Below are 19686 nucleotides of genomic sequence, written 5' to 3' on the forward strand. Positions count from 1 at the left end.
TTCAGCCTCGGTTCATCGCCACAGATCGATGATCGCGTCAAGCCGCCGGAGACCCGGCGTGCAGGAACCAAAGACCATGAAACGCCTCCTGATGGCTTTCACCGCCATCGCCGCTGTCGCCGGCCCGCTTGCAGCTCCGATGCAGGCCCTCGCCCAGGAACAGGACCAGGCTCAGCAAGAACGGCCCCAGCGCGAAGGCCGCGCCCGCGGCATGAACCGGCCCGAGCGCCCGCAGATGGGTCGTGAGGACGGGCCTCGCGAGCCTCGCCCCGAACGTCCCAGTCGCCCCGCAAACGATACGCCCCGTTTCGAGCGCCCGTCGGGTGGCGAACGTCCGAATGCGGGCGGCCAGCGTCCCGACCGGCCCGAAGGCGGCTGGAACCGTCCCGATCGCCCCAATGCCGGCGGCCAGCGTCCCGACCGGCCCGAAGGCGGCTGGAACCGTCCCGATCGCCCAAACACCGGCGGCCAGCGTCCCGACCGGCCCGAGGGCGGCTGGAACCGACCCGATCGGCCTGACCGCCCAAATGCGGGCGGTCAACGCCCCGACCGTCCCGGAAACGGCTGGAACCGTCCCGACCGTCCGGGCTCGGGCTGGCACAACGGTCGTGACCGCGACCGTCAGCACCGCGAGTTCCGCCAGCGCTTCAACGGCGATCAGTGGCGGCGCGACTTCTATCGCAACCACCGCTCGGACTGGTGGCGCAACGATCGGCGCTTCAGGGGTTACAACGGCGTGCGCGTCGGCTTCTACTTTGCGCCGGGCTGGGGCTACTACAGCGTGCCGCGCTCCTATTGGGGCCGGTCGTGGTTGGTCGGCCAGTATCTGCCGGACGTCTTTTGGCGCTATCAGCTGAACGACTGGCGCACCTACGGCCTGGGCTATCCGCCCGAGGGCACGCGCTGGGTTTCCGTCGACAACACCCTGTATCTGGTCGACGAATTCGACGGCTACATCATCGACGTCATTCGCGACGCCTGGCGCTGGTAATCGCAACACAGATCAAGGCCCGGAGATCGCTCTCCGGGCCTTTTTTCTAGTCGAACCCCGTCGCTCAAGCAGCGAGCGACCGCGTCGCGAGCGTTAGCGACCAGCCGGCGGTCTGGGGGCTGCAGCCCCAGATATCAGATCCCCAGCTTGGCCTTCAGGATGTCGTTGACCGCCGCCGGATTGGCCTTGCCGCCCGTGGCCTTCATGACCTGACCGACGAACCAGCCTATGGCCTGGGGCTTTTCAGCCACGGCCGCCGCCTTGTCCGGATTGGCGGCGATGATTTCGTCCACGGCCTTTTCGATGGCGCCGGTGTCCGTGACCTGTTTCAGGCCATGCTTCTCGACCACCTCGGCCGGCGAGCCTTCGCCGTTCCAGACGTGATCGAAGACCTCCTTGGCGATCTTGGACGAGATGACGCTCGTCTCGATCAACTCCACCAGCTGCGCGACGTGCGCCGCCGGCAGCGGGTTCTGGCTGAAGTCCTTGCCCTCGGCCGCCAGGCGCGCCGAAACCTCGTTGGTGACCCAGTTCGACACCAGCTTGGCGTCGCGGCCCTTGGCGGCGGCTTCGAAATAGTCGGCCTTGGCCTGTTCCGAGATCAGCACGATAGCGTCGTATTGCGACAGGCCATAGTCGGCCATCAGGCGCTTGCGCTTGTCGTCCGGCAGCTCGGGCAGCGACGCCTTGATCTCGGCGATCCAGGCCTCTTCCAGATCCAGCGGCAGCAGGTCGGGATCGGGGAAGTAGCGATAGTCCTGCGCCTCTTCCTTGGACCGCATCGAGCGCGTCTCGCCGGCTGTCGGGTCGTACAGGCGCGTCTCCTGGGTGATCGAACCGCCGTCCTCCAGGATCTCGATCTGGCGGCGCGCTTCATACTGGATCGCCTGAGAAATGAAGCGGAAGCTGTTGACGTTCTTGATCTCGCAGCGCGTCCCCAGATAGCCAAAGTCGCCCGTCTCCTTGAACTTGTCGTAGTTGCCGGCCCGGCAGACCGACACGTTCACGTCGGCCCGCAGATTGCCCTTCTCCATGTCGCCGTCGCAGGTGCCCAGATAGATCAGGATGGTCCGGATCTTCTTCACATAGGCCACCGCCTCGTCCGGCGTGCGCAGGTCGGGACGAGAGACGATCTCCATCAGCGCCGTGCCGGCCCGGTTCAGGTCGACGTAGCTTTCGGTCGGCGACAGGTCGTGGATCAGCTTGCCCGCATCCTGCTCCAGGTGCAGCCGCTCGATGCCGACGTTGAAGAAGCTGCCGTCCTCGGCCTCCACCTCGACCACGCCTTCACCCACGATGGGGTAATAGAGCTGGCTGATTTGATAGCCGGTCGGCAGGTCGGGATAGAAGTAGTTCTTGCGGTCGAACTGGCTGCGGCGGTTGATCTGCGCGCGCAGGCCCAGGCCCGTCTTCACCGCTTGTTCGACGCAGTGCTTGTTCAGCGTCGGCAACATGCCGGGGAAGCCCGCATCGACCAGCGACACCTGCTCGTTCGGCCCCGCGCCGAAGCCGACGGCGGCGCCGGAGAACAGCTTGGCCTTTGACGCCACCTGGGCGTGGATTTCCAGGCCCATGACGATTTCCCAATCGCCGGTGCGGCCTTTGATGGTTTTGGTATTGTCGCTCATGCTCACCACCACTTGCCCGGCTTGGCCGTGAAGCCCGCCGCCCGTTCCAGCGCAGCGCCGACCTGGAAGACCGTCGCCTCGTCCAGCGCCTTGCCGATGACCTGCAGACCCAGCGGCAGGCCGCCGGCGTCCACGCCCGCCGGCACCGAAATGCCCGGCAGGCCGGCCAGATTGGTCGTCACCGTGAAGACGTCGTTCAAATACATGGTCAGCGGGTCGATCTGCTTGTCGCCCAGCGCGAACGCAGCCGACGGCGTCGACGGCGTCAGGATGGCGTCCACCTGGCCCCAGACGTTGTCGAAGTCCTCAGCGATGCGGCGACGCACCTTCAGCGCCTTGACGTAGTAGGCGTCGTAGAAGCCGGCCGACAGCACGTAGGCGCCGATGGTCAGGCGACGCTGGACCTCCTTGCCGAAGCCCTCGGCGCGCGAGGTCGCGTACAGGTCGTCCAGCGACTTGAAGTCCTCCGCCCGATGCCCGAACCGCATCCCGTCGTAGCGAGCCAGGTTCGACGACGCCTCGGCCGGCGCCACGATATAGTAGGTCGGCAGGGCGTATTTGGTGTGCGGCAGGCTGATCTCGACGATCTCGCAGCCGGCGTCCTTCAGCCAGGCCACGCCTTGATCCCACAGGGCCTGGATCTCGGCCGGCATTCCGTCCACGACATATTCGCGCGGCACGCCGATGCGCAGACCCTTGACCGACTTGCCGACCGACTGGGTCCAGTCGGGCGTGGCGATGTCCAGACTGGTCGAATCCTTGGCGTCGAACGAGCACATGGATTGCAGCAGCAGGGCCGCGTCCTCCACCGTCTTGGTGATCGGCCCGGCCTGGTCCAGCGACGACGCGAAGGCCACCATGCCGAAGCGGCTGGCGCGGCCATAGGTGGGCTTGATCCCGACCGTGCCGGTGAAGGCGGCGGGCTGGCGGATCGAACCGCCGGTGTCCGATGCGGTGGCGGCCAGGCACAGGTCGGCCGCCACGGCCGAGGCGGAACCGCCTGACGATCCGCCTGGCGTCAGATCTGCGTTGGAGCCGGTCGACTTCCACGGGTTCTTCACCGGGCCAAAGGCCGAGGTCTCGTTGGACGAGCCCATGGCGAACTCGTCCATGTTCAGCTTGCCCAGCATGACCGCCCCATCGCGCCACAGATTGGCGGTGACGGTCGATTCATAGGGGGGCGTGAAGCCGCGCAGCATGTTGGAGCCGGCCGTCGTCTGCACGCCCTCGGTGCAGAACAGGTCCTTGATCCCTAGCGGCGCGCCTTCCAGCGCCCCGGCCTGGCCGGCGGCGATGCGGGCGTCGGACGCGCGCGCCATGTCCATGGCCTTGTCCGCCGTCACCGCGACATAGGCGTTCAGCGTCGGGTTCGAGGCCTCGATACTGGTCAGGAAGGCCTGGGTAATTTCGGCCGAGGTGAAGTCCTTGGCCTTCAGCCCGTCGACGGCGCCCTTCAGGGTCAGTTTGGTCAGGTCGCTCATGACTATTCGACCACCTTGGGCACGACGAAGAAGCCGTCCGCCGACTTGGGCGCATTCGACAGGACCGCATCGACCTTGGCGCCGTCGGTGACGACGTCCTCGCGCAGGCGCAGCGGCTGGGCGACGTTCGAGGTCATCGGCTCCACGCCTTCGACATCCACCTGATCCAACTGCTCGATCCAGGCCAGGATGCCGTTCAGCTCCTGCGCCAGCGGCTCCAGCCGGTCCTCGGGGGTCTTGATGCGGGCGAGATGCGCAACCTTGCGCACCGTCGCAGCGTCGATGGCCATGCGGCCCTCCAACACACAAATGAAAACGAAGCGGTCGGATTAGCCGCCCGCTTTGGGATTCACAAGGATCAGCCGCCCGTCGTCAGGCGTGATCTCACTGCGACGTGCTGACGGACACCGCGTCGGGCGGCGTCTCGCCGCTTGAGGGGAAGTCGATCTGCACCGTGCGCTCCACCTTCAGGATGTCGCCGTTCGCCCCCTCCGTATCCTGACGCACCGCCAGGACCACGCGCCCGGCCCTCGCCTCGACGACCTTCCATTCGGCATAGTCGCCCAGAGCATAGGCGCGCCAGCCCTCGGCCGGACCGCCGAACAGGGCGAAATAGGTCACCAGACCGTTCACCGCCGGATCGCCGCCCGACAGACTGAAGACCTTGGCGTTCTGGTCCGGCAGAGCCTGCAACTGCGACACGTCGGCGGCCGTGCCGATCTCCTCACGTGCAGCGGCCGTGCGCCGTTCAGCAGGCCCAACCGGCTTGGCGGTCTGTGGCGTGGCCGCACGCGTGATCGCGCTCGGCGTCGGCGCGGCTGCCGCAATCTGAGTATCCTGTGCGGTCGGGGTCTTGGCCGGCGTGTCCGACTGTCCGCACCCACTCAGCACAAGCCCAAAAGCCGTCATCGCCGCTGTCGCCATGCGCATGTCATCGTCCTTCCTGTCGATCGTCGTCACCATCGCCTTTGACTTCGGCCCGCGCCAGTCCTAACCGCAGGCCGTGCCCGTCCTAGACCTCCTCGATTTGCCCGCCGCCTGCCCGCCCGACACGCCGTGGATGGGGTTGGATCTGGGCGAGAAGACCATCGGCGTCGCCGTGTCGGATTCCACCCGCCTGATCGCCTCGCCGCTGGAGCTGATCCGCAAGTCCAAGTTCACGCAGGAAGCCGAACACCTGTTCAAGCTGATGGCGCATCGCAAGGTTTCGGCCCTGGTCATCGGCCTGCCCGCCAACATGGACGGCACGGAAGGCCCGCGCGCCCAGTCGTGCCGCGCCTTCGCCCGCAACCTGGAGCGGCTGCGGCCCGTCAACATCGCCTTCTGGGACGAGCGGCTGTCCACCAGCGCTGTCGAGCGTTTCCTGATCGAGGATCTGGACCTGAACCGCAAACGCCGCGCCCAGGTCGTGGACCGCACCGCCGCCGCCTGGATCCTGCAAGGGGCGCTGGATCGGGTTCGGGACCAGGCGACCTGGGTTTGACGGCCCTGATCGCCGGCGTCCTGCCGGTCTTTCTAATGATCGCCGTGGGCTACGGCCTCAGAAAGTCTGGCTTCCTGCCCGACGAGGCCTGGCGGCCGATCGAGAAGCTGTCGATCAACATCTTCTACCCCAGCTTCCTGATCCCCGCGATCTGGCACGCCGACCTCGCCGGCGGCGGCGCGACCGTGGCGGGCGCAGCGGCGGTGGGCGCGACGCTGATCGTGGCGGCCGCGACCCTGGCGGCCAAGCCCCTGATCACACTGGACGGCCCGGCCTACACCAGCGTCTTTCAGGGCGTGATCCGCTGGAACAGCTTCGTCTTCGTGCCGGTGATCCAGTCGGTCTACGGCTCCGAAGGCACCGCGCTGGCCGCCGTCGCTATCGCCTTCATCATTCCCGTCACCAACATCGCCTGCGTCGCCGTGCTGGCGAAATGGGGTTCGCTGCGCCGCGAGCCGTCGGTCGCCGGCCTGATCAAGTCGATGCTGGCCAATCCGATCCTGCTGGCCTGCCTGATCGGCCTGGCGCTGAATCTGCTGCATGTCCCGCTGATCCCGGGCCTGTCGGATGCGATGGACCTGCTGGGCGCCGCCGCCCTGCCGCTGGGGCTGATCGTCGCCGGCGCGGGTCTGTCCTTCGCCGAGGTCAAACGCCGCCGCACCACCATCGCCGCCGTCAGCCTGGTCAAGCTGGGCGTCATGCCGCCGCTGATGTGGTTCATCGCCTGGGTCCTGGGCGGCGACAGCTTGGCGCAGGGCATCGCCCTGATCTGCGGCGCCGCGCCCGGCTCGGCCGCCTCCTACATCCTGGCGCGTCAGATGGGCGGCGATGCGCCCCTGATCGCCGGCGTCATCGCCCTGACCACCGTGGGCAGCGCCGTGGTCATTCCCATCCTGCTTGCCCTGTTCCACTTCACCTGACTGGCGTTCAGGGCGACTCCCGCCTATAGCCGCGTCTCGATGACCCAGCCCGCTCAAGTCACCGATCAGACCATCCGCGACCGGCTGGTTCCGTTCCCCAAACCGCACTTCCTGGCCGCATCGGACCTCGATCCGTATGTGACGCCGCAGTTGCTGGACCTGGGCGACGCCTTCGTCGACTTCAATCGCCAGTCATCCAAGGCGCTGGACCTGCTGCACGGCCGCACGGTCGTGAACCTGTTCTTCGAGAACTCGACCCGCACCAGCTCCTCTTTCGAGATCGCCGCCAAGCGGCTGGGCGCCGACGTCGTCACCATGCCGGTCGCCTCTTCCTCGGTGAAGAAGGGCGAAACCCTGATCGACACGGCGGTCACCCTGAACGCCATGAAGCCCGACATCCTGGTCATCCGTCACTCGGCTTCGGGCGCGGCCGAACTGCTGAGCCAGAAGGTCGGCTGCGCCGTCGTCAACGCCGGTGACGGCCGCCACGAACACCCGACACAGGCTCTGCTGGATCTGCTGTCCATGCGCCGCGCTTTCGGCGATGTGACCAGCCTGACCGTCGCCATCTGCGGGGACATCACCCACAGCCGCGTGGCGCGGTCCAATGTCGCCCTGTTGCAGATGATGGGGGCGCGCGTCCGCCTGATCGGGCCTCCAACCCTTGTGCCCGGCGACGCCGACCGCTGGGGCTGCGAGGTCTTCCATGACATGCGCGAGGGTCTGAAAGGCTGCGACGTGGTCATGATGCTTCGGCTTCAGTTGGAGCGGATGGCCGGCGCCCTGGTCCCCTCGACCCGTGAATATTTCCGCTTCTGGGGCCTGGATCGTGAGAAGCTGGCCTGGGCCAATTCCGGCGCCCGGGTGATGCACCCCGGGCCCATGAACCGCGGCGTTGAGATCGATTCAGACGTGGCCGACGACCTGGACGTCTCCCTGATCCAGGATCAGGTCGAGATGGGCGTCGCCGCCCGCATGGCCGTGCTGGCGTCCCTCTCCGGCCGTTGGGGAGACGCCCGATGACCACCGTCGCCATCATCAACGCCCGTCTGCTGGACCCCGCGTCCGACTACGACGGCCCCGGCGGTCTGCTGATCCAGGACGGTCGCATCAGCCGCGTGATCCACGGCCCGACGCCGGACCTAACGGCGGATCAGATCATCGACGCTGACGGCCTGTGCCTCGCGCCCGGCTTGATCGACATCCGGGTCAAGACCGGCGAACCCGGCGCCGAGCCCAAGGAGACGCTGAAGTCCGCCAGCCTGGCCGCCGCCGCCGGGGGTGTGACGACCATCGTGGTCCAACCCGACACCGATCCCGCCGTCGACGACCCGGCGATGATCGACTTCATCCAGCGGCGCGGCGCGGCCCTGAACCTCGTCAACGTCCGCGCCGCCGGCGCCGCGACCAAGGCTCTGGACGGCCAGCGCATGGCCGAGATCGGCCTGATGGACGAGGCCGGCGCCCTCTATTTTACCGACGGCGACAAGGTCATCGTCAACAGCCGCACCCTGCAACGGGTGATGAGCTACGCCGCAGCCTTCAACGGCCTGATCGCCTGCCGACCGGCCGACCCCTGGCTGACGGAAGGCGCGGTCGCCGCCTCCGGCGAACTGGCCACGCGCCTGGGCCTTTCCGGCAGCCCCGCCATCGCCGAGCGGATCGGGCTGGAGCGCGACCTGGCCCTGGTCGAACAGACCGGCGCGCGGTTCCTCGTGGATCAGATTTCGACCGAAGGCGCGCTGGAGACCTTGGCCCGCGCCCGCGCCAAGGGGCTGGAGGTCGCCGTCAGCGTCTCGATCAACCACCTGTGCTTCAACGAGGTGGATATCGGCGATTACCGCACCTTCTACCGGCTGGATCCGCCGCTGCGCTCCGAAGCCGACCGCCAGGCCCTGATCGAAGCCGTGCGGGAGGGCCTGATCGACGTCATCACCTCCGCTCACGCCCCGGCCCCCGCCGAGGACAAGCGCCGCCCGTTCGCCGAGGCCGCGCCCGGCGCGATCGGCCTAGAGACCCTGCTCCCCGCCGCCCTGACCCTGCACCACGAAGACGGTCTAGATTTGCTCGACGTGTTGCGCCCGCTGACCCAGGGCCCCGCCGCCCTGCTCGGCCTCGACGCGGGCGTCCTGGCCGAGGGCGCCCCTGCCGACGTCATCCTGTTCGACGTCGGCGCCCCCGTCATCATCGACGCCGACGCCCTTCACTCCAAATCCAAGAACTCCCCGTTCGACGGCCGCCGACTTCAGGGCAAGGTCGTCGGAACCTGGGTGGGCGGTCGCAAGGTCTTCTAAGGCTCAGATCAGCGCGGCCGCGCGCACGTCGCCGTCTTGGCCACCTCGGCGCCCAGCACCGACTTGACGGCCAGCGGCGTGTCGGTGGCGATAACGGTGACGCCCTGGCGCACCAGATCGCGGTATTCCGAAACGTCCCCGTCGGCGGCATAGCGGTCGTCACGGCGCACGCCCTCGGCGCCCAGGGTGCCGAACTGAACCTCGACGCCGGCCTCGCGCAGAGCGCGCCACAGCACCGGACGCTCTTCGCGCGTACCGGTCCAGGCCAGAATCTGCGCCGGGTTCAGCCCGCTCAGATCATCGACCCCGCCTAGTCCGGCCGAGATCATCATCTCCGGCGCCATGGCCGCCACCGCCCGCGCATCGGCGCCGTTATAGGTGATCAGGATCACCCGGTTACCGGCCCGCGACTGGCGCACCTGATCGATCACCGCCCGCGCCAGATCGACCGTGGTCTCGCCGTCGGCGGGTTTCAGGTCGATGCTGGCGATGGCGCCCACGCGTCCGGCGGCGTCCAGCGCCTCGCCCAGTGTCGGCGGGGCGGCGCGCGTCAGGGTGCCGTTCGACGCCTTCAGCCGCGCCTGTTTCACCTGGGCCAGCGTCAGGTCCGCGACCCGCCCGCGTCCCGTCGTTGTCCGGTCCAGGCTGTCGTCATGCATCAGAACCAGCTGCCGGTCTTTGGTCAGGACCGCGTCCAGCTCCAGGATCGCATTGGGGATCGCCCGGCCTGTCGCCTCGATGGCGGCGATGGAGTTCTCGGGCTGGTCCAGCGCCGAAACCGCCCGGTGCGCCGAGATCGCCACGCCGCCGTCCCGCACGCAGTCGAAATAGGCCGCCATCGCCGGCTGCGACGACGGCGCAGACGCCATCGGCGGCGCGCCCACGCAACCTGTCGTCGAAAGCAGCAGCAGGGTCGCGGCGGCGGCGGAAATACGGGTCATGGATCGGCTCCGGAAAGACGCGCGGACCAAACGCTGCGCCGATCATCGGGTCAAGAGGTCGGATCGCCCTTGCTCCCGGCCGCCCCGCGACGCATTTTGCCGCAACGACACGCGGGGAGCGAATCAACGTGCAGGATCTAGTGGCCCCGGCTCTCGGGACCTTGGCGCTGGTGGCGCTGGGCGGCTATCTGCTCGGCTCGATTCCGTTCGGCGTGGTGATCACGCGTGCAGCCGGCGCCGGCGACGTGCGCAACATCGGCTCGGGCAATATCGGCGCGACCAATGTCCTTCGCACCGGCCGCAAGGATTTGGCCCTGGCCACCTTGCTGCTGGACGCCGGCAAGGGCGCGGTCGCCCTGCTGATCGCCCGTCATCTGTTCGGCAGCGAACTGGCCGGCGCCATCGCCGGCGGCGCGGCCTTCCTGGGCCACCTCTTTCCCGTCTGGCTGGGCTTCAAGGGCGGCAAGGGCGTCGCCACCTTTTATGGCCTGTTGCTGGCCGCCGCCTGGCCGCTTGGCCTGATGGCGGGGGCGGTCTGGCTGCTCTGCGCCTTCCTGTTCCGCTATTCGTCGCTGGCGGCGCTCATTTCATCGGCGACCGCGCCGCTGCTGGCGCTTCTGCCGCTCGCCGTCGTCGGCCTGCCGGTCAGCCTTCCCATCCTCGCCCTGACCGTCTTCGCCGCCGTTCTGATCTGGGTTCGACATCACCAGAACATCGCCCGGCTGCTGAAGGGCGAGGAACCGCGCATCGGGGCCAAGAAGGCGTGAGCCTGGACCCGGCCGAACGCTTCGCCCGGCTGCGGCTCGCCCGCACCGACCGCATCGGCCCCGTCGCCTTCACCCAACTGATCGGCCGCTACGGCTCGGCCCTCGGTGCGCTGGACGCCCTGCCCGATCTGGTGCGCAAATCCGGCGCCACCTCTGTTCGGCCCCCCGTCGAGACAGTCGAACGCGAGATCGCCGCCGGCGACGCCATCGGCGCCCGCCTGCTGGTGCTGGGCGATCCCGACTATCCCGAAATGCTCGCCGCGCTCGATCCGCCGCCGCCGATCCTGTGGACGCGCGGCCGCGTCGACCTGCTGAACCAGCCCTCTGTCGCCATCGTCGGCGCCCGCATCGCCTCGGCGGGCGGTCAGCGGATCGCACGCGGTCTGGCGCAGCAACTCGGTCAGGCCGGTCATGCCGTCGTCTCGGGCATGGCGCGCGGCATCGACGCGGCCGCCCACGACGGCGCCTTGGCGACCGGGACCGTTGCGGTCCTGGGCGGCGGGGTGAACGACATCTATCCGTCCGAACACGCCGACCTCTACGCCCGCCTGACGGAACAAGGCTGCGTCGTCTCCGAAAGCCCGGTCGGCGCCCGCGCCCAGGCGCGCGACTTTCCGCGCCGCAACCGCATCATCTCAGGCCTGTCGCGCGGCGTCGTGGTGGTCGAGGCTGAGGTCCGGTCCGGTTCCCTGATCACCGCCCGTCTCGCCGCCGAACAGGGCCGCGATGTCTTCGCCGTGCCCGGATCGCCGCTGGATCCCCGCGCGCTAGGGCCCAACGAACTGCTGCGCCAGGGCGCCATCCTGTGCGAGGGGATCGAGGATATCGACCGCGCCTTCAACACCCTGCGCACCCTGCGCGAGCCGCCTGCCGATCCGATGCGATTCGACGGCGACATCGACGACGCCTTCCTTGACCGCGTCGCCGCCCTGTTGTCGCCGACCCCGACGCCGCGCGACGAGATCGCCCGCGCCCTGAACGCCCCGGTGTCCCAGGTCGCCGCCGCCCTGCTGGAGCTCAGCCTGACCGGCCGCGCGGACCTGCTGCCCGGCGGCCTGGCTTCTCTTTAGCCCGGCGGATGACCCGCCACGCCAGCCGCCTGTTCAAGCAAGCCGGCCAGCCGCACATCGCCTTCGTCCCGCGCCAGCCGCGCCATTTCCAGCGCCATGGCGCCGATGTATTCCCGTGTCGGAAAGGCGGCCGCTTCGATATGCGCCTGGCGATCCGTTTCGCAGGCCGATTGAGGTTGCGCCGTCGCCATGATCGTCTCCGTTGCCAGCAACACAATCTAACCGGGCTTCATTAAAACACAACTACCTTGGGGTGTAAGACGACAGGTGCGATTGACTCACGGCTCTGCTCCAACCACGTTCGCGCCCCTTCCCGAGACCGGACCGTTATGAACCTCGTCATCGTCGAGAGCCCCGCAAAGGCCAAGACCATCAATAAGTATCTGGGCTCGGACTATGAGGTCCTGGCCTCGTACGGCCACGTCCGCGATCTGCCGTCCAAGGATGGCTCGGTCCTGCCCGACGACGACTTCTCCATGCATTGGGAAGCCGACGCCAAGGGCGCCAAACGCCTGTCCGAAATCGCCGAGGCCGCCAAGCGCGCCGACCGCGTCATCCTGGCGACCGACCCCGACCGCGAAGGGGAAGCCATCAGCTGGCACGTGCTGGAAGTGCTGAACAAGAAGAAGGCGCTGAAGGACACCCACGTCGAACGCGTCACCTTCAACGCCATCACCAAGTCGGCCGTGCTCGAGGCCATGGCCAATCCGCGCCAGATCGACATGGAGCTGGTCGAGGCCTATCTGGCCCGCCGCGCGCTGGACTACCTCGTCGGTTTCACCCTCTCGCCGGTCCTGTGGCGCAAGCTGCCGGGCGCGCGCTCGGCGGGACGCGTCCAATCCGTGGCGCTGCGCATCGTCGTCGATCGCGAGATGGAGATCGAGAAGTTCAAGGCTCAGGAATATTGGTCCATCGAGGCCGACCTGAACGCCGACAGCCCGCCCTTCACCGCTCGCCTGGTCAAGCACGCCGGCAAGCGCATCCAGCGTCTGGACATCAAGGACGAGGCGACGGCTTCCGGCGCCCGCGCGGCCATTGCCGCCGGCGACTTCACCATCAATGCGGTCGAGAAGAAGCCCGTCCGCCGCAATCCGGCCCCGCCCTTCACCACCTCGACCCTGCAACAGGAAGCGGCGCGCAAGCTCGGCTTCTCGGCCCAGCGCACAATGCAGGCGGCGCAGAAGCTGTATGAAGGCGTCGACGAGACCGGCGGCCTGATCACCTATATGCGGACCGACGGCGTCCAGACCACGCCCGAGGGCATCGCCCAGGCGCGCGAGGTCATCAGCCAGGCGTTCGGCCCGGCCTTCGTCCCGCAGGAACCACGCTATTACAAGACCAAGGCCAAGAATGCTCAGGAAGCGCACGAAGCGATCCGGCCGACCAACATCGCGCGCCATCCCGACAGCCTTCGCCTCGAATCCGATCTTCAGCGCCTGTATGAACTGATCTGGAAGCGGATGGTCGCCTCGCAGATGGAGGCGGCCCGGATGGACCGCACCACCGTCGACATCGAGACCGCCGACGGCCAGACGGGCCTGCGCGCCACCGGCCAGGTCGTCACCTTCGACGGCTTCCTCGCCGTCTATGAGGAAGGCCGCGACGAAAAGCAGAAGGGCGCCGAAGACGACGAGAGCGACGACACCAGCCGCCTGCCGGCTCTGAAGGAGGGCGCCAAGGCCAAGGTCGACGCCATCCGCACCGACCAGCATTTCACCGAACCGCCTCCGCGCTATTCGGAAGCCACCTTGGTCAAGAAGCTGGAAGAGCTGGGCATCGGCCGCCCTTCGACCTACGCCTCGACTCTGTCGACCCTGCGCGACCGCGAATACGTCCGCGTCGACAAGAACCGCTTCTATCCCGAGGACAAGGGACGGCTGGTGACGGCCTTCCTGGAGCAGTTCTTCAGGAAGTGGGTCGAATACGATTTCACCGCCGCGCTGGAGACCCAGCTCGACGAGGTCTCGGCCGGTCAGCTGGACTGGAAGGTGCTGCTGCGCAACTTCTGGCAGGACTTCCACGCCGCGACGCAAGCCGCCGGCGAACTGCGCACCACGGCCATTCTGGACGCGCTGAACGAAAGCCTGGGCGCCCACATCTTCCCGGACAAGGGCGACGGTACCGACCCGCGCGAGTGCCCCCTGTGCCACCAGGGCCAGCTCAGCCTGAAGACCAGCCGCTTCGGCGCCTTTATCGGCTGCGATCGCTATCCCGAGTGCAAATACACACGCCCCGTCGCCAGCCCGTCGGCTGAGGACGGTTCGGCCGAGAGCGGCGACCGCGAACTGGGAGTCGATCCGGAAACGGGCCGGCCGGTCCAGCTCAAGATCGGCCGCTTCGGCCCCTACGTCGAAATCACCCCGCCCGAGGGCGACAAGCCCAAACGGTCGTCCCTGCCCAAGGGCTGGTCGCCGGCCTCTCTGACGCTAGATCAGGCCCTGCGTCTGCTGGCCCTGCCGCGCGAGGTCGGGGCTCACCCCGAGGACGGCAAGATGATCACGGCGGGCTTGGGTCGTTACGGCCCCTTCGTCCTGCACGCCGGGACCTATGCCAATGTCACGGACATCGACGAGGTGTTTGAGGTCGGCCTGAACCGCGCCGTCGCCCTGCTGGCCGAGAAGCGCGCCGGTCGTCCCGGTCGCGGCGCGGCTGCGGCTCCGCTCAAGGACCTGGGCGCCCACCCGGAAACGGGTGAGCCGATCCACGTCATGGCCGGCCGCTTCGGGCCCTACGTCAAGTCCGGCAAGATCAACGCCACCCTGCCTAAGGGCACGGCGCCCGGAGACCTGACCCTGGAAGACGCCCTGCCTCTCCTCGCCGCCAAGGCCGGCGCCGCGCCCAAGAAGAAGGCGCCCGCCAAGAAAGCCGCCGCCCCGAAAAAGGCCGCCGCCAAGAAACCGGCCGCCAAGAAGGCTCCGGCGAAGAAGGCCGCCAAGTCCAAGACCGAAGACTGACGCTCAACGTCTCCTCCCCACGGCGTGGGGAGGAGACGAAGCCTCATGGCGCGAATCCCCCCCGCGCCCTATCTTCGCCTGCTCATGCCCATCCGCCGCCTTTCCCCCGAAACCGTCAACCGCATCGCCGCCGGCGAGGTGGTCGAGCGGCCGGCCAGCGCCATCAAGGAACTGGTCGAGAACGCCCTGGACGCCGGCGGCCGCAATATCGAGATCCAGGCCGACGGCGGCGGCCTGTCGCGCATCCTGATCGCCGACGACGGCAAGGGCATTCCGCGCGAGGAACTGCCGCTGGCCATCGAACGCCACGCCACGTCCAAGCTTGAGCCTGACGACGCCGGCGACGTGGACCTGCTGCGCATCCACACCCTGGGCTTCCGGGGCGAGGCCCTGCCCTCCATCGGCTCGGTCGCCCGCCTGTCGATCACCACCCGGTCGCGTGACGCAACCGACGCCTGGGCCATCACGGTCGAGGGCGGCGAGACCCGTCCCCTGGCCCCCGCCCCCTTCCCCGGCCCGCACGGCGCGCGGGTCGAGGTGCGCGATCTCTTCTACGCCACCCCCGCCCGGCTCAAGTTCATGAAGTCCGAGCGGTCCGAGGCCATGGCCATCTCTGAGGAGATCAAGCGCCAGGCCATGGCACATGAGGCCGTCGCCTTCACCCTGTCGCTGGACGGCAAGGTCACGCTGCGCCTGCCCGCCGAACATCCGGGCGACGAAGGCCGTCTGCGGCGGCTGTCGGCTCTGCTGGGCCGCGACTTCGAGGCCAACGCGCTCTTGATCGATCAGGAGCGGGACGGCGTGCGCCTGTCCGGCTATGCGGGCCTGCCCACCTATTCGCGCGGCAATGCGGCGCATCAGTATCTGTTCGTCAACGGCCGCCCGGTGAAGGACCGGCTGCTGCAAGGGGCCCTGCGCGGGGCCTACGCCGACTTCCTGGCGCGCGACCGGCATCCGGCCGCCGTCCTCTTCCTCGACATCGATCCGCTCTCTGTCGACGTCAACGTCCACCCGGCCAAGGCCGAGGTCCGGTTCCGCGATCCGGCCCTGGTGCGCGGCCTGATCGTCGGTGCCCTGCGGCACGCGCTGCACGCCGCCGGCCACCGCGCCTCAACAACAGTCGCCGCCGACGCCCTTTCCGGCTTCCAGCCCCACACCGGCGTGACGCACAGTGGCGAGTGGCGAGGGACGAGTGCCGAGGGCTGGTCCGGATGGGCCGGTTGGAACGCGCCGGCTTCACAGACCGCCCAGGTCCTGCCCGGCCTCAACGAGCGCAGCGCCCGCGTCGAGCCGTCATGGGACGGTCCCTCATGGCCGTCGCAGCCCGCCCAAAACCTCGATCTCGCCACTGGCCACTCGCCACTCGCCACTCCGCCTCAAGACCCCCTCGACTACCCCCTGGGCGCCGCACGGGGTCAGCTCCACGCCAACTATATCGTCGCCCAGACCCGCGACGGTTTGGTCATCGTCGATCAGCACGCCGCCCACGAGCGGCTGGTCTATGAGCGGATGAAGGCCCAGATGGCCGAGGGGTCCGTGACCCGCCAGGCCCTGCTGACGCCCGAGGTGGTCGATCTGGACCCCGCCGAGGCCGAGCGCGTCGCCGGGCGGGCCGAGGAACTGGCCGAGATGGGCCTGATCGTCGAGGCCTTCGGCGCCGGCGCCGTCCTGGTGCGCGAGACCCCGGCCATGCTGGGCGACACCGACGTGCAAGGGTTGATCCGCGACATCGCCGACGACCTGTCCGAACACGGCCAGGCCCTGTCGCTCAAGGAACGCCTCGCCGCCATCTGCGGCACCATGGCCTGCCACGGCAGCGTCCGCTCAGGCCGCGTCCTCTCGGCGCCGGAGATGAACGCCCTTCTGCGCCAGATGGAAGCCACCCCCCACTCCGGCCAATGCAACCACGGCCGCCCCACCTATGTGGAGCTGAAGCTGCACGATCTGGAGAAGCTGTTCGGGAGAAGGTGAGAAGCCGATCTTATCTCAAAGAACAGATCAGCTCATCGAGCTGCTCCAGTCCTTCGATGAGATTGCTTACGACTTGCCACTCATTTCTCGGGTCAATTTGTTGATGGACTTTTACCGCCCGGTGAGCGACGTCACCTCGACTCTTTCCAAACTCATTGAGATTGGTAATCCACAGAGGGTCAAGATCATCCTTCCGGATGCCGATAGGCAACACCAATCTATATATATTCTCTTCTCTAACTCCATGATTTTGATCGTGTATCGCCCGATACTGCTTTAAGGCGACAGCCACCACCTCTTCAATCGCCTCTTTGACTCTAGGCCGACTTGCGCTGGAGAAAGCCGGCTGCTCGTCTAAGTCTATGCCAAACCCACTGTGATAGTGGGCTATCAGGCAAAAAAGCGAGCCGCTGGCAACGCGCTGATTAACCCAGTTCGATACGCTTTGTTTAGCTATTTGGAACGTGACATCTTCAATGAATGCTTCGATCTCGGCGTGAGCGAGAAGCCGAAAACCTCGAGCTCGATCTAGCTCTCTGGGGCGATAAACCCCCGTTGCCGAGAATTTCGCTGGCAGCATGTGCCGACGAAGTTCAAACAGACGACGCCGCAGTTCCTTAAATCGAGCCGAGCGTGCCATCTTAAGCAGTAAGTGGCGAACTTACTTCAATGCCTGTCGCTCGCGTAAGAGCCTCCGCCCACAAGCCCATTCGGGTTGTGGTTGCCCCCATACTTTTTGTGGTTCTCTCCACCGATGCCAAGAAATCTGCATTGTTCTCGCAGAGCTCTTTGAATGCCTTTTCGACTTCCTCAGAATTTCTTTCGGCAGCATCCCGAATATCAGGACTTCCAAAATAATAAGTCACCATATCGAATATGGCTCGGTTAAAGAGACGCTCATACGCCCCCTTAGACCATTTCCGGAACGCATGATTGCCAAATATTTTGTACGAAGTAGTTACAGAGGATTCAAACTGCTCAAGATCCAAGCGTAATTCTTCAGATCGGCTCTCCCATTCTTTGTTGAGATTCTCGCAGGTACGATCCAGAAACGACTTTAAGTCCCCGGTATATGCCGGCGCATAACGACGAAGCGCATACCAACGGGTCAGAAGCTCTGCATCCCTCATCCGAAAATCGGGCTTCTTCAGCTTTAAGACTTTTCTCAGAGCGGCACTCTCTGCGGACGCCTCTTCTATAAACTCAACGAACGGCCCAGGATGCAAGGCTTGTCGAAGCTCCTGCGGGGATAGAGGAACGCTGCCTGTGTTCAACCTTAGGAAAACTTGATAAAGAAACGCCTCACTACCCCAGTTCTTTATAACAACCGTTCGTATTGGCTGATTCTCGAAGGCCGCAACATCGTCAGCAGCGGAAGGATCAAGCCGAAGGCTCTCAAGCGTGGATAGATGCAAATCTCCTCGGATACTTAACCCCGTAAGGCGCAATGGCGAGAATACCTGATCATCAGCCTTTGCAGCGAACTGCCGAATACTAAGCAACCTTTGCTTTCCATCGATCACGATGTAGGAGCCACGTTTAGTTTGAGACTCCGCTAAAACGATCTGCGGGATCGGAAGGCCCAAAATGAGAGACTCGATAAAGCTGCTCTTCCTATGACCTTCCCAAGCGTCTCGCCGCTGAAATCTCGGATTGAGCTGTATATTACCCTTGTCAATCTGAGTTATAATTGTTTCGGCGGTCCAGTCGGTGCCACTAACCACGGATTGCGAGACGATACTGCCATCTATTGCAGCAACGTCTTCAAGCCCTTCAGCTTGATCCTCGACCTCAATCACAGGCTCGCTGTCGAAAAGGTCGGCTTGGTCAACCACCATTATTTCCTCAGGGCTTATCGCTAGTTCAGCGGTTCATCTGCCGGCGTAGCCTTAACGCCTTCCCTAGCCTTATCACGCCGCTGACAGATGCTTCCAGTTGCATGCTACAAACCCGCTTCTGGAAAATTCACAGCCCGCCTACTTATTCGTTCTAACTCCCCCATGCCCTCCATCCTCTTCGTCTGCCTCGGCAACATCTGTCGCTCCCCCCTCGCCGAGGCCGCGCTGCGCGCCGAGGCGGAGCGGCTCCGGCTCGACCTGATCGTCGATTCCGCCGGGACCGGGGACTGGCATGCGGGCGAGCCGCCGGACCCGAGGGCGCAGGCGACGGCGCGGCGCCATGGGGTGGAGATTTCGGGGTTGAGGGCGCGGCAGGTGACGCAGGCGGACTTTCGCCGCTTCACCCATGTGATCGCCCTGGACCACGAGAACCTGAAAAACCTGCGCCGTCTGCGGCCCGACGATGCGACCGCCGAGCTCAGCCTGCTGCTCGACCACGTCCCCGGCCGCGAGGGTCAGGCCGTCGCCGACCCCTATTTCGGCGACGACGACGGGTTCGAAATCACCTGGGCCGAGGTGACGGCGGCCGCGCGCGGCCTGGTCGCCAAATTCTGACACCCTCTCCCGTTGGGAGAGGGCTTGAGGCTCGCGGAGCGCAGCGATGCGCCAAGCCGAAAGGGTGAGGGTCGGCTGCTTTAATTCTTCCCTTGCGACGGCTGACGCCGAAAGATGGAACCGACCCTCATCCGGCGCTCCGCGCCACCTTCTCCCAACGGGAGAAGGACCGGAAGTCGCACGTCCGCATCTGACGTAGCGCCGGTCTATGGCTGCGATCATGACCGAGCCCTATCGCATCCGTGAAGCCGCCATCTGGGCCCAGGCCCGCACCGACTATCTGTCGGGTCTCAGCGCCGAGGCCGTGTGTCGACGCCACGATCTGGGCCTGTCCGCCTTTCGCCGCCGCGCCCGCAAATACGGCTGGCGGCGCAGCGATCAGGTCGAGCCGCCGCCCGGCGAGCTGGATCTGAACCTCTATTCCGACCTGGACATGGACGACCTGGCCCGCACCGCGCGCCTGCGCTTCGCCGAGGCGGTCGAGGGCGGGCGCGCGTCGGATGCCCGCCGCTGGCGCGCCCTGGCCGACGAACTGACCCGCGAGGCTCGCGCCTTCGATCGGGACTTCTTCAGGGGCATGAGCCGCGAGGAGGTGGCCGCCTCGCTGGAAGAAATGCGCCTCGAGATCGAGGCGGAGGACGAGGCCCTGCTGGGACCGCCGCCCGAGGACTGAGGCCGTTGCGATCCGCTCGCAAAAATCTGCACGAAAGTGCACTGTAAAAACTCACAGTGC

General features: G+C 66.5%; 19 protein-coding genes. 11 read left to right on the top strand and 8 right to left on the bottom strand.

What is annotated here, in order from left to right; all coding sequences use genetic code 11:
* The first annotated feature begins 76 nt into the window (after positions 1-76).
* Positions 77-991 carry an RcnB family protein gene (locus tag LG306_RS12060; RefSeq protein WP_404414812.1) on the top strand — a complete coding sequence of 305 codons (915 nt, stop codon included), beginning with the start codon at positions 77-79 and terminating at the stop codon, positions 989-991.
* A 134-nt stretch (positions 992-1125) separates the two neighbouring features.
* Here LG306_RS12060 and gatB read toward each other — a convergent pair whose 3' ends face one another.
* The 4 genes from gatB to LG306_RS12080 form a co-directional block, all read right to left on the bottom strand.
* Positions 1126-2619, bottom strand: coding sequence for an Asp-tRNA(Asn)/Glu-tRNA(Gln) amidotransferase subunit GatB (gatB, locus tag LG306_RS12065; RefSeq protein ID WP_404414815.1), 1494 nt, complete (start codon positions 2617-2619; stop codon positions 1126-1128).
* Positions 2620-2621: 2 nt separating this feature from the next.
* A complete protein-coding gene (gatA, locus tag LG306_RS12070; RefSeq protein WP_404414818.1) occupies positions 2622-4100 on the bottom strand; it encodes an Asp-tRNA(Asn)/Glu-tRNA(Gln) amidotransferase subunit GatA in 1479 nt (492 codons plus the stop codon).
* 2 nt (positions 4101-4102) lie between these two features.
* Positions 4103-4390: an Asp-tRNA(Asn)/Glu-tRNA(Gln) amidotransferase subunit GatC gene (gatC, locus tag LG306_RS12075; protein WP_017506483.1), complete on the bottom strand. Its 288-nt coding sequence runs from the start codon at positions 4388-4390 to the stop codon at positions 4103-4105.
* 94 nt (positions 4391-4484) lie between these two features.
* Positions 4485-5030: a hypothetical protein gene (locus LG306_RS12080; RefSeq protein WP_404414821.1), complete on the bottom strand. Its 546-nt coding sequence runs from the start codon at positions 5028-5030 to the stop codon at positions 4485-4487.
* Between the two features lie 73 nt (positions 5031-5103).
* Here LG306_RS12080 and ruvX point away from each other — a divergent pair, with 73 nt between their 5' ends.
* From ruvX to pyrC, 4 genes are read left to right on the top strand one after another with little or no spacing between them, the layout of a single operon-like run.
* Positions 5104-5583 (top strand): Holliday junction resolvase RuvX, encoded by a 480-nt coding sequence (gene ruvX / locus LG306_RS12085; protein ID WP_017506485.1) that lies wholly within the window; start codon positions 5104-5106, stop codon positions 5581-5583.
* Entirely contained in the window at positions 5580-6503 is a 924-nt protein-coding gene (locus LG306_RS12090; protein WP_404414824.1) for an AEC family transporter, read from the top strand. The genes ruvX and LG306_RS12090 overlap by 4 nt, the downstream gene beginning before the upstream one ends.
* A 39-nt stretch (positions 6504-6542) precedes the next feature.
* On the top strand, positions 6543-7526 hold the full coding sequence (locus tag LG306_RS12095) for an aspartate carbamoyltransferase catalytic subunit (protein ID WP_404414827.1): 984 nt from the start codon (positions 6543-6545) through the stop codon (positions 7524-7526).
* On the top strand, positions 7523-8797 hold the full coding sequence (pyrC, locus tag LG306_RS12100) for a dihydroorotase (RefSeq protein ID WP_404414830.1): 1275 nt from the start codon (positions 7523-7525) through the stop codon (positions 8795-8797). The genes LG306_RS12095 and pyrC overlap by 4 nt, the downstream gene beginning before the upstream one ends.
* Before the next feature lie 8 nt (positions 8798-8805).
* Here pyrC and LG306_RS12105 read toward each other — a convergent pair whose 3' ends face one another.
* Positions 8806-9738, bottom strand: a complete 933-nt coding sequence (locus tag LG306_RS12105) for a glycerophosphodiester phosphodiesterase family protein (protein WP_404414832.1) — start codon at positions 9736-9738, stop codon at positions 8806-8808.
* 128 nt (positions 9739-9866) lie between these two features.
* Between LG306_RS12105 and plsY the strand changes: the two genes are divergently transcribed.
* A complete protein-coding gene (gene plsY / locus LG306_RS12110; protein ID WP_039247674.1) occupies positions 9867-10505 on the top strand; it encodes a glycerol-3-phosphate 1-O-acyltransferase PlsY in 639 nt (212 codons plus the stop codon).
* Complete coding sequence (gene dprA, locus LG306_RS12115) at positions 10502-11575, top strand: DNA-processing protein DprA (RefSeq protein WP_404414835.1); 1074 nt, start codon at positions 10502-10504, stop codon at positions 11573-11575. Before plsY ends, dprA begins: the two co-directional genes overlap by 4 nt.
* Here the strand turns inward: dprA and LG306_RS12120 are convergent.
* Positions 11572-11766 (bottom strand): hypothetical protein, encoded by a 195-nt coding sequence (locus tag LG306_RS12120; protein WP_404414837.1) that lies wholly within the window; start codon positions 11764-11766, stop codon positions 11572-11574. The genes dprA and LG306_RS12120 overlap by 4 nt on opposite strands.
* A gap of 138 nt (positions 11767-11904) precedes the next feature.
* Between LG306_RS12120 and topA the strand changes: the two genes are divergently transcribed.
* Positions 11905-14529: a type I DNA topoisomerase gene (gene topA, locus LG306_RS12125; protein ID WP_404414840.1), complete on the top strand. Its 2625-nt coding sequence runs from the start codon at positions 11905-11907 to the stop codon at positions 14527-14529.
* 84 nt (positions 14530-14613) lie between these two features.
* The gene (gene mutL / locus LG306_RS12130; protein WP_404419724.1) at positions 14614-16500 is read left to right on the top strand and encodes a DNA mismatch repair endonuclease MutL; all 1887 of its coding nucleotides are present in this window, start codon (positions 14614-14616) and stop codon (positions 16498-16500) included.
* A gap of 10 nt (positions 16501-16510) precedes the next feature.
* Here mutL and LG306_RS12135 read toward each other — a convergent pair whose 3' ends face one another.
* Entirely contained in the window at positions 16511-17140 is a 630-nt protein-coding gene (locus LG306_RS12135; protein ID WP_404414843.1) for a HEPN domain-containing protein, read from the bottom strand.
* A gap of 1 nt (position 17141) precedes the next feature.
* On the bottom strand, positions 17142-18338 hold the full coding sequence (locus LG306_RS12140; protein ID WP_404414845.1) for a DUF262 domain-containing protein: 1197 nt from the start codon (positions 18336-18338) through the stop codon (positions 17142-17144).
* 162 nt (positions 18339-18500) lie between these two features.
* On the opposite strand from LG306_RS12140, the gene LG306_RS12145 reads away from it, so the two are divergent.
* The gene (locus LG306_RS12145) at positions 18501-18953 is read left to right on the top strand and encodes a low molecular weight protein-tyrosine-phosphatase (protein WP_404414848.1); all 453 of its coding nucleotides are present in this window, start codon (positions 18501-18503) and stop codon (positions 18951-18953) included.
* 220 nt (positions 18954-19173) lie between these two features.
* Complete coding sequence (locus LG306_RS12150) at positions 19174-19626, top strand: hypothetical protein (RefSeq protein ID WP_404414851.1); 453 nt, start codon at positions 19174-19176, stop codon at positions 19624-19626.
* Positions 19627-19686: the final 60 nt, after the last annotated feature.

Origin of the sequence: Brevundimonas vesicularis, from assembly GCF_044807075.1 — a bacterium.
Taxonomy (GTDB): domain Bacteria; phylum Pseudomonadota; class Alphaproteobacteria; order Caulobacterales; family Caulobacteraceae; genus Brevundimonas; species Brevundimonas vesicularis_G.

Bases quoted from the DNA above. Each gene is read 5' to 3' on its own strand.
- LG306_RS12060 (WP_404414812.1), top strand. From the start codon at position 77: ATGAAACGCCTCCTGATGGCTTTCACCGCCATCGCCGCTGTCGCCGGC.
- gatB (WP_404414815.1), bottom strand. From the start codon at position 2,619: ATGAGCGACAATACCAAAACCATCAAAGGCCGCACCGGCGATTGGGAA.
- gatA (WP_404414818.1), bottom strand. From the start codon at position 4,100: ATGAGCGACCTGACCAAACTGACCCTGAAGGGCGCCGTCGACGGGCTG.
- gatC (WP_017506483.1), bottom strand. From the start codon at position 4,390: ATGGCCATCGACGCTGCGACGGTGCGCAAGGTTGCGCATCTCGCCCGC.
- LG306_RS12080 (WP_404414821.1), bottom strand. From the start codon at position 5,030: ATGCGCATGGCGACAGCGGCGATGACGGCTTTTGGGCTTGTGCTGAGT.
- LG306_RS12095 (WP_404414827.1), top strand. From the start codon at position 6,543: ATGACCCAGCCCGCTCAAGTCACCGATCAGACCATCCGCGACCGGCTG.
- pyrC (WP_404414830.1), top strand. From the start codon at position 7,523: ATGACCACCGTCGCCATCATCAACGCCCGTCTGCTGGACCCCGCGTCC.
- LG306_RS12105 (WP_404414832.1), bottom strand. From the start codon at position 9,738: ATGACCCGTATTTCCGCCGCCGCCGCGACCCTGCTGCTGCTTTCGACG.
- LG306_RS12120 (WP_404414837.1), bottom strand. From the start codon at position 11,766: ATGGCGACGGCGCAACCTCAATCGGCCTGCGAAACGGATCGCCAGGCG.
- topA (WP_404414840.1), top strand. From the start codon at position 11,905: ATGAACCTCGTCATCGTCGAGAGCCCCGCAAAGGCCAAGACCATCAAT.
- mutL (WP_404419724.1), top strand. From the start codon at position 14,614: ATGCCCATCCGCCGCCTTTCCCCCGAAACCGTCAACCGCATCGCCGCC.
- LG306_RS12135 (WP_404414843.1), bottom strand. From the start codon at position 17,140: ATGGCACGCTCGGCTCGATTTAAGGAACTGCGGCGTCGTCTGTTTGAA.
- LG306_RS12140 (WP_404414845.1), bottom strand. From the start codon at position 18,338: ATGGTGGTTGACCAAGCCGACCTTTTCGACAGCGAGCCTGTGATTGAG.
- LG306_RS12145 (WP_404414848.1), top strand. From the start codon at position 18,501: ATGCCCTCCATCCTCTTCGTCTGCCTCGGCAACATCTGTCGCTCCCCC.
- LG306_RS12150 (WP_404414851.1), top strand. From the start codon at position 19,174: ATGACCGAGCCCTATCGCATCCGTGAAGCCGCCATCTGGGCCCAGGCC.